The organism is Bacillus sp. FSL K6-1560 (assembly GCF_038592935.1).
Lineage (GTDB): Bacteria > Bacillota > Bacilli > Bacillales > Bacillaceae > Bacillus > Bacillus subtilis.
Window position 1 is genome coordinate 2,683,001 of record NZ_CP151946.1, and the last position, 13,722, is coordinate 2,696,722.

Consider the following 13,722-nt stretch of genomic DNA (forward strand, 5'->3'; position numbering starts at 1 on the left):
CGCATTTTATAAAAGCTAATGATTCAGTCCACATAATTGATAGACGAATTCTGCTACAGGTCACGTGGCTATGTGAAGGATCGCGCGTCCAGTCAAGAGCAAAAACATTGACAAAAAAATTTATTTATGCTAAAATTTACTATCAATATATTTGTATGTATAATAAGATTCTCCTGGCCAGGGGAATCTTATTTTTTGTGGAGGATCATTTCATGAGGAAAAATGAGTCCAGCTTAACGTCTCTAATTTCAGCTTTTGCCCGTGCATATCACAGCCGATATGACACACCTCTTATTTTTGATGATTTTATCGCAAAAGATCTCATTAACGAAAAAGAGTTTATCGACATCAGTAAAAATATGATTCAAGGAATATCGTTTTTCAACAAAGAGATCGCCGAACGTCTTCAAAATGATCCTGAAAAAATATTAAAATGGGTTGCACAAATCCAGCTGTCTCCCACGCCCCTAGCACGTGCTTCTTATTGTGAAAAAGTCTTGCACAACGAATTAATCCTGGGGGCAAAACAGTATGTCATTCTTGGAGCGGGGCTGGATACTTTCTGCTTTCGGCATCCAGAATTAGAAAACAGCTTACAGGTTTTCGAGGTTGACCATCCGGCTACACAGCAATTCAAAAAAAATAAGCTGAAGGATGCAAATCTGACAATTCCGAGTCATCTTCATTTTGTTCCTATGGATTTCACCAAAACGTTTTCGTATGATCCTCTCTTAGATGAAGGATTTAAAAACACAAAAACATTCTTCAGCCTTCTCGGAGTGTCTTATTATGTAACACGGGAAGAAAATGCAAGCTTGATCAGCAATTTATTTTCTCATGTCCCGCCTGGAAGCTCTATTGTTTTTGATTATGCGGACGAAACACTTTTTACAGCAAAAGGGACGTCAAATCGAGTTGAACATATGGTGAAGATGGCTGCCGCAAGCGGGGAACCGATGAAATCATGTTTCACTTATCAAGAGATTGAACATCTGTTAGAGTCATCTGGTTTACTGATCTATGAACATCTATCACCAGACGACATTAATGACCTTTTCTTTAGTAATCGAAAAGACAATTTGTCAGCGTTTGAAACGATTCATTATATTCATGCGGTAAAAAAATAATTTTCAAATTATCAGAAGCCTCTCAATGTTTGAGAGGCTTTTTATTGAACCCGCATGCAGCAAATAAGCTGCCATTATCATATGGCAGCTTCTGCTAAAGGCTTCACCAGGATCATAAATGATTTGCCTTTCTCATCTTTTTCCGTTTTCAGCTGTTCAAATCCGCATTGGCTTAAAAACAGTATCCATTCACTGCGCTCAATGGGAACTCCCGCAAACATCGCTTTATGTTTCGCTCTAAGCAATTTGCTGATCTGTTCAATGATCATCTTCGCATGTCCCTTTTTTTCTTCAGCCGGGTCAATCAGGACCGTTCCGAGCCACGGCTTACCGTTTGAAGGAGACCACTCGAGATGGTAGCTGACGGCAACAGGCATACCGTCTTTTTCCCATACAAGCCATGAACCGTTGTACATGGAGTAGGAAATGATATAGTCTTCTGCATCTTTATCTCCAAACTCCTCCTCTTTCCATACAGGATGAGCCTCCGCGAGCTTTTCTAACAAGCTGAGATCATCCTGCTCAAATAGCCTACTTCCGAGCATGAAGATACTCTTCAAATATCGTTTTATGTATAGATGGGTTTCCGGCTAACACACTGTGGTTTTCTAAAAAGGTAAACGGCTCTCCTTCAATGGTCGTATAGGTGCCTCCTACTTCATTTAACAGCACACAGCCGGCTGCGTAGTCCCATGGCGCAAGCCGCATCGTGATGTAAGCATCTATTCTTCCTGCCGCGACATTTGCCAGCTCTAAAGCGGCAGAACCGTAGGAGCGTGTGCCTCTGACTCTTTTCACAAGTGGCGCTAACACACTTTGATCAATTCTTCTGTTTTCCGTTACCCATGTTGCATTAATGGCAAGAATCGCTTCTTCAATGACGGTTTCTTTTAATGGAGCCAGCTTCGTTTCATTCATATAAGCTCCTCTGCCGCTAAATGCGTGATACAGCTCATCGTGCACCACATCATAAATTAAACCGATTTTCCCTTCACCGTTTTCAAAAATCCCAATGGAAATCGCAAAATTTCTTTGCTGGTGCACAAAATTCATCGTCCCATCAATCGGATCAATAATCCATACGACTCCCTCAAGTGAGTGGATTTTGTCTCCTTGCCCCTCTTCACCGAGTATCCGATGTCCCGGAAAAGTTTCTTGAATTCGATTAATGAAAAACTTTTCGGTTTCTTTGTCAATATTGGTGACTAAATCATTCGGATTTGATTTCGTTTCAATTGTCAGGCTTTCATGCATGGATTGTGTAATTCTCGCGCCTGCTTCTCTTATCCACTTCTTTGCAATCTCATCAATTTCCGTCCAATTTGTCATTCGTTCGTACCTCTCTTCTATGTAGACCTTTTATTTTATAGGATACTGATAACGGCAATGAAAAAGCAAGGAAAATGAAAAATATCCCTTCTCACGTAAAAACGAACCATTCATGCGGTTCGTTTTCACTATCGCTTTTTTACCCGTTAAGACGAATCCATTCTTTTCTAAGTCGCTCAAGTTTGTTTTTGCTTTGTTCAATCTGCTCTTCATTTTCTTTCTGCATTGCTTCATATAGGGTTGCCAATTCATAATCAACCTCTAGTCTCCAGACAGCAACACGATTGTTTTTCTCTTCCTTAAATCCCTCTTTTACAACTTGCCTCATTGTCTTTCGCCCCTTCCAGAGATCATTTGTTTGTAAAAAAGCATCCCATTTTGCCATTCAACAATGATTACTTTTTATATCGTATGATTGTTCTATTTACGCGCAACATGATTCTGAAAATTGTGTGTTTACCTATTCGTTTATTACCACATTTCCCCTTACTTCAAACGCACTCAATCTTTTTGAAGCTCGTATGAACTGTGATAAAATATGTATACTTAGCATGAAGGAGGAAGATCATGACACAAATGCGTTTCACTGAAGAGGACTTTAACACATTTACAATAGAAGGCTTAGACGCGCGCATGGAAGTATTAAAAGAGACGGTCCGTCCGAAGCTTACAGCTCTAGGCGAACATTTTGCCCCAACTTTATCAGCTTTAACCGGAGATGAAATGTTTCCGCATGTGGCAAAGCATGCAAGAAGATCCGTCAATCCCCCTGCTGACAGCTGGGTGGCGTTCGCAAACAGCAAAAGAGGCTATAAAAAACTGCCACATTTCCAAATTGGTTTATGGGAAAGCCACGTCTTTGTGTGGTTCGCGATTATTTATGAATCCCCTATCAAAGAAGAATACGGCAAATTGCTTGAAATGAACCAAGAAACCATTACGAAAAATATCCCTGACAGCTTCGTTTGGTCTGCAGATCACACAAAACCGGGAGTACATAAACAGTCTGAAATGGACAAGGAACAGCTGAAGACACTGTTTGAGCGTTTGCAGACTGTAAAGAAAGCTGAGCTGTTATGCGGCATCCAGCTCCAAAAAGAAGAAGTGCTGAATATGAATAACCAGGAATTCCTTCAGCGTATCGACGATGCCTTTAAGCAGCTGGCTTTTCTGTACCGTCTCACCCAAAAAGTATCACAAGCATAAAAAAGAGCCGGGATATCCCCCGGCTCTTTTTCTTACATCTTAATCTTCGCGTGATCAGATTCTCTCGCCTGTTTGACCGTGCGATAAGGAGAATATGTACTTTGTTCCTCAAACTCGCCGCATAGCTTTTTTTCTTCGGCTTTCCCCGGTACAATTTCCTTGAAACGGCGGTAAGCTTTAAGCAGTTCTTCACGATCCGCCCCTTTTTCATATGCAAGCTCAACCTGCTGGAAAAATGCAATCACATCCACTGCTTCTTCGGTTGTCCAATCTTCATTCATCGGATATTGATACTCCATTTTCTTCACTCCTTGTAGATTTACTTCCCTTAAGAGAAAGCATCTTCATTTGATCATAAATTGTTCTTTACATTCTTTCAAGTTCATAATATAATTCATTTGTTTTACGTCTAAAAAACGGTTGAGAAACTGATTTTAATACACACTATTATGCATAGGTATGATTACAAAGGTGGGAAAACAATTGTCGCAACATGAAACACCCTTATACACAGGACTGAAAAAGCATGCAAGCAGACAGCCTGTTCAATTCCACATTCCCGGCCATAAAAAAGGGGCAGGAATGGACCCAGAATTCAGACAATTTATCGGTGAAAACGCGTTAAGCATAGATTTAATTAATATTGAACCATTAGACGATCTGCACGCGCCAAAAGGCATTATTAAACAAGCACAAGATCTGGCTGCTGAAGCATTTGGAGCGGATCATACATTTTTTTCTGTTCAAGGAACAAGCGGCGCCATTATGACAATGGTAATGGCTGTTTGCGGACCTGGTGATAAAATTATTATTCCAAGAAATGTTCATAAATCAATTATGACAGCTATTGTATTTTCCGGAGCGGTTCCAATTTTTATCCATCCTGAAATTGACAATGAATTGGGCATCTCCCACGGCATTACACTTGAATCTGCTAAACGGGCGCTTACCGAACATCCGGATGCAAAAGGGCTTCTCGTCATCAACCCGACATATTTCGGTGTTGCAGCCGACTTAAAAAGCATCGTAGAACTCGCTCATTCGTTTGATGTGCCAGTGCTTGTGGATGAAGCACACGGCGTTCACATTCATTTTCACGACGAATTGCCGCTATCGGCTATGCAGGCAGGAGCGGACATAGCAGCGACAAGTGTACACAAGCTGGGCGGATCACTCACGCAAAGTTCGATTTTAAACATGAGAGAGGGCCTTGTATCAAAAGACAGAGTGCAATCCATCCTGAGCATGCTGACAACTACGTCAACTTCTTACTTGCTTCTTGCTTCTTTGGATGTTGCCAGAAAACGCCTTGCAACAGAAGGCCACCAGCTTGCTGAGGAAACACTAAAGCTTGCCAATCAGACGAGAGATCGCCTCAACCAGATTGAAGGCATTTATTGTGTCGGTTCTGAGATTCTTGGGTCGAAAGCAGCTTACAGCTATGATCCGACAAAATTGATTATCTCTGTGAAAAGTCTTGGCCTGACAGGACATGACGTGGAAAAGTGGCTTCGTGAATCCTTTAATATTGAGGTTGAACTTTCTGATCTGTACAATATTTTGTGTATTTTCACTCCTGGTGACAGCCAAAATGATGCAGACCGGCTTGTAGAGGCTTTAACTGAGATCGCACAGCAAATGTCAGAACAAGATGTAACACATCAGCAAACTGAGGTTCTGCTTCCAGAAATACCTTTATTGGCAATGACTCCGCGTGATGCTTTCTATGCAAATACGGAAGTCATCCCATTAAAAGAAGCATCCGGACGGATTATTGCTGAATTTGTCATGGTATATCCGCCTGGTATTCCAATCTTCATCCCAGGAGAAATTATTACAGAAGAAAACATCAGCTACATTTTTAAAAACCTTGACGCAGGCCTCCCTGTTCAAGGACCTGAGGACTCGACTTTACATATGATCCGAGTCATCAAAGAACAAAAAGCAATTCAATAAAAAATAAAAAGCATGCGGCTTTAAGCCGCATGCTTTTTTTACTCTTCATCAACAGGACATTGACATTGTCCGCAGCATGTTCCGTATAATGTTGTCACTTTCTCATCTTCAAAGTAATGAATGGCTTCGTTGCAATCTTGGCAAACAATCGTACCCATCTCTTATTCCCCATTTCTTTGAAATTTGAAAACGCTTAATTTCTTTTGTTGTTATTATATTAATATGTCACATTTAAAATGTCAACAACAAACTGTATAACACATTTTATTTCATCTCATCATATTCACCTTGTTTTTCCATTTTCCATCATACAATATCTTCTTCATACAGAAGCTTTACTCGATATATATGCCACAGCACATAATGTAATTTCACGTTTTCTTGAACTTTCATCCAAGAATGCAGCAAAAAATTCAATATACCCCAGGTTGCTATTTTAAACGATTGATATAATATGTAATCTCACTTTAAAAACGGTTTCAATTATATAACAATTAGGTAACAAGAAGCAGATTAAGCCGCCTCTCGTGATAAACTAAAGCTAGTTAACTACTGTTTATACAGAGGAGAAGATAGATGCGATATCGCGCGGTATTCCCCATGCTGATAATAGTATTTGCTTTATCGGGCTGTACGCTTTCCACCATCAATCCGATGAAAAAAAGCCGGATTGACAACATTCATCATACACAAATCCTGTTTTTTTCTGATGAGAACCAAATAGACCAGGAAGCGCCTTATTACGATGCACTGCTTGATTTAGAAAAAGATTATCCCGAGCAAATAGATAAAATGAAGGTCTATGATAAAAAAGAAGGCTGGGAAGATGAGATTGAAACTGTCCCTACCCTTATGGTTGTTGATCAGCGCCATGTCGTGGTGAAAATCGAAGGGTGTGTGAAAAAGAAAGAAGACATCATTAAACCATTACAGCATGTGCTGTCAAAATAAAAAAACAGCCCCGCTTTGAGCGAGGGCTGTTTTTGATATGAAAATTATTTTACGATGTGAATCGGACTTCCGATTGCCACTTCAGCAGCTTCCATTGTGATTTCGCCCAATGTTGGGTGAGCGTGAATTGTCATCGCGATATCTTCAGCAGTCATGCCGCCTTCAATCGCTAAGCTTAATTCAGAAATCATATCAGAAGCACTTGCTCCGGCGATTTGCGCACCGATCACAAGACCGTCCTCTTTACGAGTGATCAGCTTCATGAAACCGTCTGTTTCGTTAAGAGAAAGCGCGCGGCCGTTTGCTGCAAATGGGAATTTAGCAGCAACAATGTCAAGACCTTCTTCTTTCGCCTGTGCTTCAGTGTAACCAACTGATGCAAGTTCAGGCTCAGAGAAAACAACCGCAGGAATACCAAGGTAATCGATTTCTGCAGGCTCTCCAGCGATAGCTTCTGCAGCGATTTTACCTTCGTAAGATGCTTTATGAGCAAGCGGCGGTCCTTCGATGATATCACCGATTGCATAAATGTTAGGTACGTTTGTGCGGCACTGTTTGTCAGTTTTCACGATACCGCGGTCCGTCATTTCGATACCGACTTGCTCAAGACCAAGCTCATCAGTGTTTGGACGGCGTCCTACTGTAATCAATACGTAATCAGCATCAACAGTTTTTTCTTCGCCTTTTACTTCGAAAGTAACTGTTACGCCGTCTGGTCTTTCTTCAACGCCTTTAGCCATCGCGTTTGTATGGATTTCAACGTTGCCTTTTTTCTTCAGTCTGCGTGTAACAAGAGAACTCATTTGTTTTTCGAAGCCAGGAAGAATTTCATCTCCGCCTTCAAGAATTACAAGTTCAGTACCGAAGTTAGCATACGCAGTTCCAAGTTCAGTTCCGATGTATCCGCCGCCGATAACAACGAGCTTTTTAGGAATTTCTTTAAGAGCCAAAGCGCCAGTTGAATTCAGGACACGCTCACTATATTTGAAGTTTGGCAATTCGATAGGACGAGATCCAGTAGCGATGATTGCGTTTTTGAACGTGTATGTTTGAGCAGAGTTCTCATCCATAACACGAACTGAATTGCTGTCTACAAAGTAAGCTTCACCTTTTACAACATCTACTTTGTTGCCTTTAAGAAGACCTGCTACACCGCCAGTAAGCTTGTTGACAACAGAAGCTTTCCATTCTTGAACTTTTGTGAAATCAACTGTTACATTCTCAGCAGTGATTCCCATGTCATCAGAATGTTTTGCATTCTCATAACGGTGACCTGCATTGATCAGCGCTTTTGAAGGGATACATCCAACGTTCAGACAAACGCCTCCAAGAGTTGCTTTTTCAACGACTGTTACTTTTTGTCCAAGCTGTGCAGCGCGGATGGCAGCTACATAGCCGCCAGGTCCCGCACCAATTACAAGAGTATCTGTTTCAATAGGGAAATCTCCTACTACCATAACATTACGCCTCCATTAAAATTAATTGTGGATCGTTCAGTAAACGCTTGATGTGATTTAATGCATTTTGCGCAGTTGCTCCGTCGATCATACGGTGGTCGAAGCTGAGAGAAAGAGCTAAGACTGGAGCTGCTACGATTTCGCCATCACGAACAATCGCTTTTTCTGCAATGCGTCCGATACCAAGAATCGCAACTTCTGGATGGTTGATAACCGGAGTGAACCATTGTCCGCCGGCAGAACCGATGTTTGTAATTGTGCAAGATGCGCCTTTCATTTCAGCTGGAGCAAGCTTGCCTTCACGAGCTTTTGTTGCAAGGCCATTGATCTCATCAGAAATTTCAAAGACAGATTTACGATCTGCATTTTTCACAACCGGTACAAGCAAGCCTTTTTCAGTGTCAGCAGCGATACCGATGTTGAAGTAATGTTTTTGGATGACTTCATCTGTTTTATCGTCAATTGACGTGTTTAAAACAGGGAATTTTTTCAGTGCAGATGTAAGAGCTTTTACAACGTAAGGCAAGTAAGTCAGCTTGATTCCTTGATCAGCAGCAACTTGTTTGAACTGTTTACGATGTGCAACAAGGTTTGTTACGTCCACTTCGTCCATTAACGTTACATGAGGAGCAGTGTGTTTAGAGTTAACCATCGCTTTTGCAATTGCTTTACGGATACCGCTCATTTTTTCGCGTGTTTCTGGGAATTCGCCCTCTGGAGCTGGTGCAGCAGCCGGTTTAGCAGCTGTTTCTTGTGGTGCAGCTGTTTCTTGCGGTGCAGCTTCTTGCGCTCCTCCGTTTACAAAGCTGTCGATATCTTCTTTTACAACACGTCCGTTGTTGCCTGAACCAGTAACCTTACGGATGTCTACGCCTTTTTCACGAGCATATTTACGTACGGAAGGCATAGCGATCACGCGTTTGTTCGGGTCAACTTCAGCTTGATCCTGCTGTCCTGCGCCAGTAGCTTTTGCAGGCTCTTGAGCTTGCTCTTCTTTCGCAACGTCTTGTCCAGCTTCTGCAGTTGACTGAACTTGTGCTTCAGTTTTCGCATCGTCAGACTCGTCGCTGCCTTTAAATTGAAGATCTTCGTAACCAGGTGCATCAAACGTAATAATCGTTTGTCCAACAGTTGCAACCGTTCCCTCTTCAACTTTTAATTCTAATACTTTTCCTTTAACAGGTGAAGGAATTTCTACTACTGCTTTATCATTTTGGACTTCAGCCAGTACATCATCTTCGTCTACCTCGTCGTTAGGCTTGACAAACCATTTTACGATTTCGCCTTCGTGGATACCTTCCCCGATATCTGGAAGTTTAAATTCAAATGCCACAGTTCTCGACCTCCTAGTTTGATTAAGCAATTTTAAAGTTTACATCGTAAGCATTGAAAACAGATATATAATAGAGGGAAAACGTTCATCTTCCCTCTCGATTATGCAGTTTGATTAAAATTCAAGCACTTTTCTTGCTGTTTCAAGAACGTCTTTATGGTTTGGAAGCCATACGCTCTCCGCTTGAGAGAAAGGAAATACTGTATCTGGCGCTGCAACGCGAAGTACAGGTGCTTCCAAGCTCAGGATCGCACGGTCATTAATTTCTGCTACTACGTTTGCAGCAATACCGGCTTGTTTTTGTGCCTCTTGAACGACAATCGCGCGTCCTGTTTTTTCTACAGAAGCGATAATTGTATCGATATCAAGTGGGCTTACTGTACGAAGGTCGACAACTTCAGCAGAAATGCCGTCTTTTTCAAGCTCCTCAGCAGCTTTTAATGATTCATGAACCATTGCGCCGTAAGTGATGATTGAAAGATCAGTACCTTCACGTTTCACGTCAGCTTTTCCAAGCTCAATTGTGTATTCTTCTTCAGGAACTTCCTGACGGAAAGAACGGTAAAGCTTCATGTGTTCTAAGAAGACAACAGGATCATTATCTCTGATCGCAGAAATTAAAAGCCCTTTGGCATCGTAAGGAGTTGATGGAATCACAACTTTGATACCAGGCTGTTGTGCAACAAGACCTTCCAAGCTGTCAGCGTGAAGTTCAGGAGTATGAACACCGCCGCCGAATGGAGAACGAATTGTTACAGGTGAAGTCCAGCGTCCGCCAGAACGGTAGCGCATACGAGCCATTTGGCCAGAAACTGAATCCATTACTTCATAAACAAATCCGAAGAATTGGATTTCCATTACCGGACGGAAGCCGTTTAAGCCTAAACCAAGGGCAAGACCGCCGATACCAGATTCAGCAAGTGGCGTGTCAAACACACGGTCTTCACCGAATTCTTTTTGCAATCCTTCTGTCGCACGGAATACGCCGCCGTTTACACCAACGTCTTCTCCGAAAACTAAGACATTTTCGTCATTTTTCAGTTCTGTGCGTAACGCATCCGTGATTGCTTGAATCATTGTCATTTGCGCCATGGCTTACTTCGACTCCTTCTGTGTATAAATTTCAAATTGCTCCTCAAGGTTGTGAGGCATTTTTTCGTACATGATTTTCATTAAATCAGTTACTTTTTGCTTCGGTTCAGCATCAGCTTTTTTGATCGCTTGCTTAATTTCTTCTTTCGCATCCTCAATTACTTTTGCTTCTTCTTCTTCAGACCATAAGCCTTTGTTCTCAAGGAACGCACGGAAACGTACAAGCGGATCTTTTTGTTCCCACTCATTTTCGATTTCTTTTGTACGATATTTAGTAGGATCGTCACCAGCCATTGTGTGCGGGCCATAACGGAATGTAAGTGTTTCAATTAGTGTTGGACCTTCGCCGTTGATTGCGCGCTCGCGTGCTTCAGCAGTTGCTGCGTATACAGCAAGCGGATCCATTCCGTCTACTTGTACGCCGACAATACCGGCAGCTACAGCTTTTTGTGCAATTGTTTCAGCTGCAGATTGTTTTTCAACAGGAGTTGAAATCGCGTAACGGTTGTTTTGTACCACGAAGATCGCAGGTGCTTTATAAGCTCCGGCAAAGTTAATTCCTTCGTAGAAGTCCCCTTGAGAAGCTCCGCCGTCACCAGTGTAAGTGATTGCGACAGCTTTCTTACCGCGTTTTTTAAGACCTAGCGCAACACCGGCAGTTTGAATGTATTGAGCACCGATAATGATTTGTGGAGAAAGGGCATTCACATCATCAGGCATTTGGTTTCCTCTGAAATGTCCGCGAGAGAAAAGAAACGCTTGATATAATGGAAGGCCGTGCCAAATTAACTGAGGCACATCACGGTATCCAGGAAGAACAAAGTCTTCTTTTTCAAGCGCGAAATGCGTTGCAATCTGAGAAGCTTCTTGACCCGCAGTAGGAGCGTAAAATCCGAGACGTCCTTGACGGTTTAATGAGATAGAGCGTTGGTCAAGCACACGCGTAAATACCATGCGGCGCATTAGCTCTTTTAATTGATCATCAGTTAAATCAGGCATCGCCGCTTCATTCACGACTTCTCCCTTTTCATTTAAAATTTGGAACGTTTCGAACTGCTTTTTAATGGCATCAAATTGCTTCTTACTGTCAACGATAGCTTTTTTCGTTTTTGCAGCCATACTAAGTCACCTCTTCCTTTCTTTTAAACAGTCATTAGACGTGCATTCCTTTTATACATACAAACTTAGGGTACCCTAAAGTATCAGCAGTAAGTCGTATTATATTTTAGCCGATCCCCAGTTTGCCAAAACCTTTTATGTAGGATAGTTACACTCTGCTTTGAACTGTATTATTTCGAAGTTGTAAAAAACTAATACAACACCGCTTAACATGGATTAGTTTACACCAAATAAAGAAGAACCGTCAATCGTTTTCATCGCTGATTTTCAATAAATGTATTCGCTTTACATTTTCAACAAAAAAACAGATGCCAACCGCACCCAAAACTGTACTAGTATACCTTACTATGCTGTACTACAATAGAAATGAAAATTTTGAACGAAATCCGAATCGCATTTCATTCAAAAAAAGAGCTGATCGAGTCAGCTCTTTTTCACACGATAGCCTACAGCATCATATAAATCTTCCCGGGCTTTATTATATTTTTCGGTTTGTTCATTAAATTCTCCGCTATATTTAAGGATCTTTTCATAAGAAGCATTGACTTTATCGATCTGCTGATCCAGATCATCTCTTGTCAAATCTTTGTCTTTCAGCTGCATATACAGTTTTTTATTAAGCTCAAGCGCTTTTTTATACTCTTTATACATAGTGCCATATGATGTATATCTTTTCTCCATATGGTTTGCTGCGGCATCGGCCTTTTCTTTTATGTCTTTTTCCTTAATATGTTCCGCTGACGTTTTTGCTTCCTCAAATTCCGTTTCCGATTTTTTCATGCTGTCATTTTCAAGCTTTAGGTGTTCTTCGCGCTTGCTGACATTTTCAAGCGCCTTATCAGATAAAGCAACAATTTTTTTATAATCATCCATATTGAGCTTCATAACACTATCGTAAAGCTGATTTTCTTTGGCCTCTAATTCTTTGAGTGTTTTTTGTTCTTCTTGAAATGGCTTTTCCGATTCCGCGGCTTTTTCTAATGAATGATGAAGTGAATCAACCGGGTCCTGTCCCATGCATCCTGTTAATATCAGTGCCATGGCACAAAAAGCTCCGATCTTCATTCCAAGCCGCCGTTTTATTGCGTCTTTCACGTTAAAACCCCCAATCTTGACAATTTCTACTATAGAATCCATGGGGACATTTGGCAATAGTCGTGCTGTATTAATGCAATACTGAAATTAAATCAAAAAAGTGAAAAATCAGGACAGATGACCATACAACTTTTTTGTTTTTACATAGGTTATATTAGACGCTATGCCTACTTATAAAGGCTCTGGCGTAATTAAAAGAGGAGGTTATGTAATATGTATGGATATGGTTACGGCGGAGGCTGCTGCAGTTATGGTGGTTACGGATATGGTGGCTACGGATATGGCTACGGCCGCACCTTTGCGCTAATCGTTGTTTTATTCATTCTGTTAATCATTGTCGGAGCTGCTTATTTAGGCGGAGGCTGTTGCTAACCACACAGCATGAAATTGACCAGCCATATACGGCTGGTCATTCGTTTCGTTGCACCTTTGTGAAGAAATCCGATATAATTTACATATTAAGCTTTAGGAGTGAAGTTTCTTGATTACTATGGAAAACATCGTACGTGACGGCCATCCAGCCCTCAGAGAGACTGCCGAACCTGTTGAGCTGCCTCCAACTGATGCAGAAAAACAGCAGCTGGCCGACATGATCGAATTTGTTAAAAACAGCCAAAATCCGGAATTAGCCGAAAAATACAAGCTGCGCCCTGGCGTAGGGCTCGCAGCTCCTCAAATTAATATCAAAAAACGAATGATCGCCGTTCATGCGGAAGATGCTTCCGGTAAATTATACAGCTATGCTCTGTTTAATCCTAAAATCGTCAGCCATTCAGTTGAAAAAAGCTACTTAACAAGCGGCGAGGGCTGCCTCTCTGTAGATGAAGCGATTCCCGGTTATGTTCCCCGCTATGCTCGCATCAGAGTAAAAGGAACAACACTAGAAGGCGAAAATATTGATATTCGTTTAAAAGGATTTCCGGCTATTGTGTTTCAGCATGAGATCGATCATTTGAACGGCGTTATGTTCTATGATCATATTGATAAGGAAAATCCTTTCAAAGAACCTGAAAATGCAATCGCAATTGAGCGCTAAAAGAAAAAACGGCTGGCACAA

General features: G+C 41.5%; 16 protein-coding genes. 6 read left to right on the forward strand and 10 right to left on the reverse strand.

Annotation, left to right across the window (positions count from 1 at the left end):
- Positions 1-212 precede the first annotated feature (212 nt).
- On the forward strand, positions 213-1,127 hold the full coding sequence (locus NYE22_RS14320) for a class I SAM-dependent methyltransferase (RefSeq protein ID WP_161477011.1): 915 nt from the start codon (positions 213-215) through the stop codon (positions 1,125-1,127).
- A 77-nt stretch (positions 1,128-1,204) separates the two neighbouring features.
- On the opposite strand, the gene NYE22_RS14325 is transcribed toward NYE22_RS14320, so the two are convergent.
- From NYE22_RS14325 to NYE22_RS14335, 3 genes are all read right to left on the reverse strand, one after another.
- Positions 1,205-1,633 (reverse strand): GNAT family N-acetyltransferase, encoded by a 429-nt coding sequence (locus NYE22_RS14325; protein ID WP_153255999.1) that lies wholly within the window; start codon positions 1,631-1,633, stop codon positions 1,205-1,207.
- A gap of 25 nt (positions 1,634-1,658) precedes the next feature.
- Positions 1,659-2,456: an inositol-1-monophosphatase gene (suhB, locus tag NYE22_RS14330; protein ID WP_069322571.1), complete on the reverse strand. Its 798-nt coding sequence runs from the start codon at positions 2,454-2,456 to the stop codon at positions 1,659-1,661.
- 139 nt (positions 2,457-2,595) lie between these two features.
- Positions 2,596-2,784 carry a hypothetical protein gene (locus NYE22_RS14335; protein ID WP_009967148.1) on the reverse strand — a complete coding sequence of 63 codons (189 nt, stop codon included), beginning with the start codon at positions 2,782-2,784 and terminating at the stop codon, positions 2,596-2,598.
- A gap of 239 nt (positions 2,785-3,023) precedes the next feature.
- Between NYE22_RS14335 and NYE22_RS14340 the strand changes: the two genes are divergently transcribed.
- Positions 3,024-3,662 carry a YktB family protein gene (locus NYE22_RS14340; protein WP_014479697.1) on the forward strand — a complete coding sequence of 213 codons (639 nt, stop codon included), beginning with the start codon at positions 3,024-3,026 and terminating at the stop codon, positions 3,660-3,662.
- A gap of 32 nt (positions 3,663-3,694) precedes the next feature.
- On the opposite strand, the gene NYE22_RS14345 is transcribed toward NYE22_RS14340, so the two are convergent.
- Positions 3,695-3,961, reverse strand: coding sequence for a UPF0223 family protein (locus NYE22_RS14345; protein WP_003245382.1), 267 nt, complete (start codon positions 3,959-3,961; stop codon positions 3,695-3,697).
- 184 nt (positions 3,962-4,145) lie between these two features.
- Between NYE22_RS14345 and speA the strand changes: the two genes are divergently transcribed.
- The gene (gene speA, locus NYE22_RS14350) at positions 4,146-5,618 is read left to right on the forward strand and encodes an arginine decarboxylase (protein ID WP_014479695.1); all 1,473 of its coding nucleotides are present in this window, start codon (positions 4,146-4,148) and stop codon (positions 5,616-5,618) included.
- A gap of 38 nt (positions 5,619-5,656) precedes the next feature.
- Here speA and NYE22_RS14355 read toward each other — a convergent pair whose 3' ends face one another.
- Positions 5,657-5,776, reverse strand: coding sequence for a GapA-binding peptide SR1P (locus NYE22_RS14355; protein ID WP_003232305.1), 120 nt, complete (start codon positions 5,774-5,776; stop codon positions 5,657-5,659).
- A 418-nt stretch (positions 5,777-6,194) separates the two neighbouring features.
- Here NYE22_RS14355 and slp point away from each other — a divergent pair, with 418 nt between their 5' ends.
- Entirely contained in the window at positions 6,195-6,569 is a 375-nt protein-coding gene (gene slp, locus NYE22_RS14360) for a peptidoglycan-associated lipoprotein Slp (RefSeq protein ID WP_003245672.1), read from the forward strand.
- 44 nt (positions 6,570-6,613) lie between these two features.
- Here the strand turns inward: slp and lpdA are convergent, their stop codons facing one another.
- The 5 genes from lpdA to NYE22_RS14385 all read right to left on the reverse strand — a co-directional run bounded on the left by lpdA (position 6,614) and on the right by NYE22_RS14385 (position 12,665).
- Positions 6,614-8,026 carry a dihydrolipoyl dehydrogenase gene (gene lpdA, locus NYE22_RS14365; RefSeq protein ID WP_003232309.1) on the reverse strand — a complete coding sequence of 471 codons (1,413 nt, stop codon included), beginning with the start codon at positions 8,024-8,026 and terminating at the stop codon, positions 6,614-6,616.
- Between the two features lie 4 nt (positions 8,027-8,030).
- The gene (gene pdhC, locus NYE22_RS14370) at positions 8,031-9,359 is read right to left on the reverse strand and encodes a pyruvate dehydrogenase complex dihydrolipoyllysine-residue acetyltransferase (protein ID WP_003232311.1); all 1,329 of its coding nucleotides are present in this window, start codon (positions 9,357-9,359) and stop codon (positions 8,031-8,033) included.
- A 114-nt stretch (positions 9,360-9,473) separates the two neighbouring features.
- The gene (gene pdhB / locus NYE22_RS14375) at positions 9,474-10,451 is read right to left on the reverse strand and encodes a pyruvate dehydrogenase complex E1 component subunit beta (protein WP_014113660.1); all 978 of its coding nucleotides are present in this window, start codon (positions 10,449-10,451) and stop codon (positions 9,474-9,476) included.
- Between the two features lie 3 nt (positions 10,452-10,454).
- The gene (gene pdhA / locus NYE22_RS14380; RefSeq protein WP_003222294.1) at positions 10,455-11,570 is read right to left on the reverse strand and encodes a pyruvate dehydrogenase (acetyl-transferring) E1 component subunit alpha; all 1,116 of its coding nucleotides are present in this window, start codon (positions 11,568-11,570) and stop codon (positions 10,455-10,457) included.
- A gap of 423 nt (positions 11,571-11,993) precedes the next feature.
- Positions 11,994-12,665, reverse strand: a complete 672-nt coding sequence (locus tag NYE22_RS14385) for a YkyA family protein (RefSeq protein WP_342411926.1) — start codon at positions 12,663-12,665, stop codon at positions 11,994-11,996.
- Between the two features lie 213 nt (positions 12,666-12,878).
- On the opposite strand from NYE22_RS14385, the gene NYE22_RS14390 reads away from it, so the two are divergent.
- Entirely contained in the window at positions 12,879-13,037 is a 159-nt protein-coding gene (locus tag NYE22_RS14390; protein WP_014476697.1) for a YjcZ family sporulation protein, read from the forward strand.
- Positions 13,038-13,146: 109 nt separating this feature from the next.
- Positions 13,147-13,701, forward strand: a complete 555-nt coding sequence (gene def, locus NYE22_RS14395; protein ID WP_003245474.1) for a peptide deformylase — start codon at positions 13,147-13,149, stop codon at positions 13,699-13,701.
- Positions 13,702-13,722: the final 21 nt, after the last annotated feature.

Bases quoted from the DNA above. Each gene is read 5' to 3' on its own strand.
- NYE22_RS14320 (WP_161477011.1), top strand. From the start codon at position 213: ATGAGGAAAAATGAGTCCAGCTTAACGTCTCTAATTTCAGCTTTTGCC.
- suhB (WP_069322571.1), bottom strand. From the start codon at position 2,456: ATGACAAATTGGACGGAAATTGATGAGATTGCAAAGAAGTGGATAAGA.
- NYE22_RS14335 (WP_009967148.1), bottom strand. From the start codon at position 2,784: ATGAGGCAAGTTGTAAAAGAGGGATTTAAGGAAGAGAAAAACAATCGT.
- NYE22_RS14340 (WP_014479697.1), top strand. From the start codon at position 3,024: ATGACACAAATGCGTTTCACTGAAGAGGACTTTAACACATTTACAATA.
- NYE22_RS14345 (WP_003245382.1), bottom strand. From the start codon at position 3,961: ATGGAGTATCAATATCCGATGAATGAAGATTGGACAACCGAAGAAGCA.
- NYE22_RS14355 (WP_003232305.1), bottom strand. From the start codon at position 5,776: ATGGGTACGATTGTTTGCCAAGATTGCAACGAAGCCATTCATTACTTT.
- slp (WP_003245672.1), top strand. From the start codon at position 6,195: ATGCGATATCGCGCGGTATTCCCCATGCTGATAATAGTATTTGCTTTA.
- lpdA (WP_003232309.1), bottom strand. From the start codon at position 8,026: ATGGTAGTAGGAGATTTCCCTATTGAAACAGATACTCTTGTAATTGGT.
- pdhB (WP_014113660.1), bottom strand. From the start codon at position 10,451: ATGGCGCAAATGACAATGATTCAAGCAATCACGGATGCGTTACGCACA.
- pdhA (WP_003222294.1), bottom strand. From the start codon at position 11,570: ATGGCTGCAAAAACGAAAAAAGCTATCGTTGACAGTAAGAAGCAATTT.
- NYE22_RS14390 (WP_014476697.1), top strand. From the start codon at position 12,879: ATGTATGGATATGGTTACGGCGGAGGCTGCTGCAGTTATGGTGGTTAC.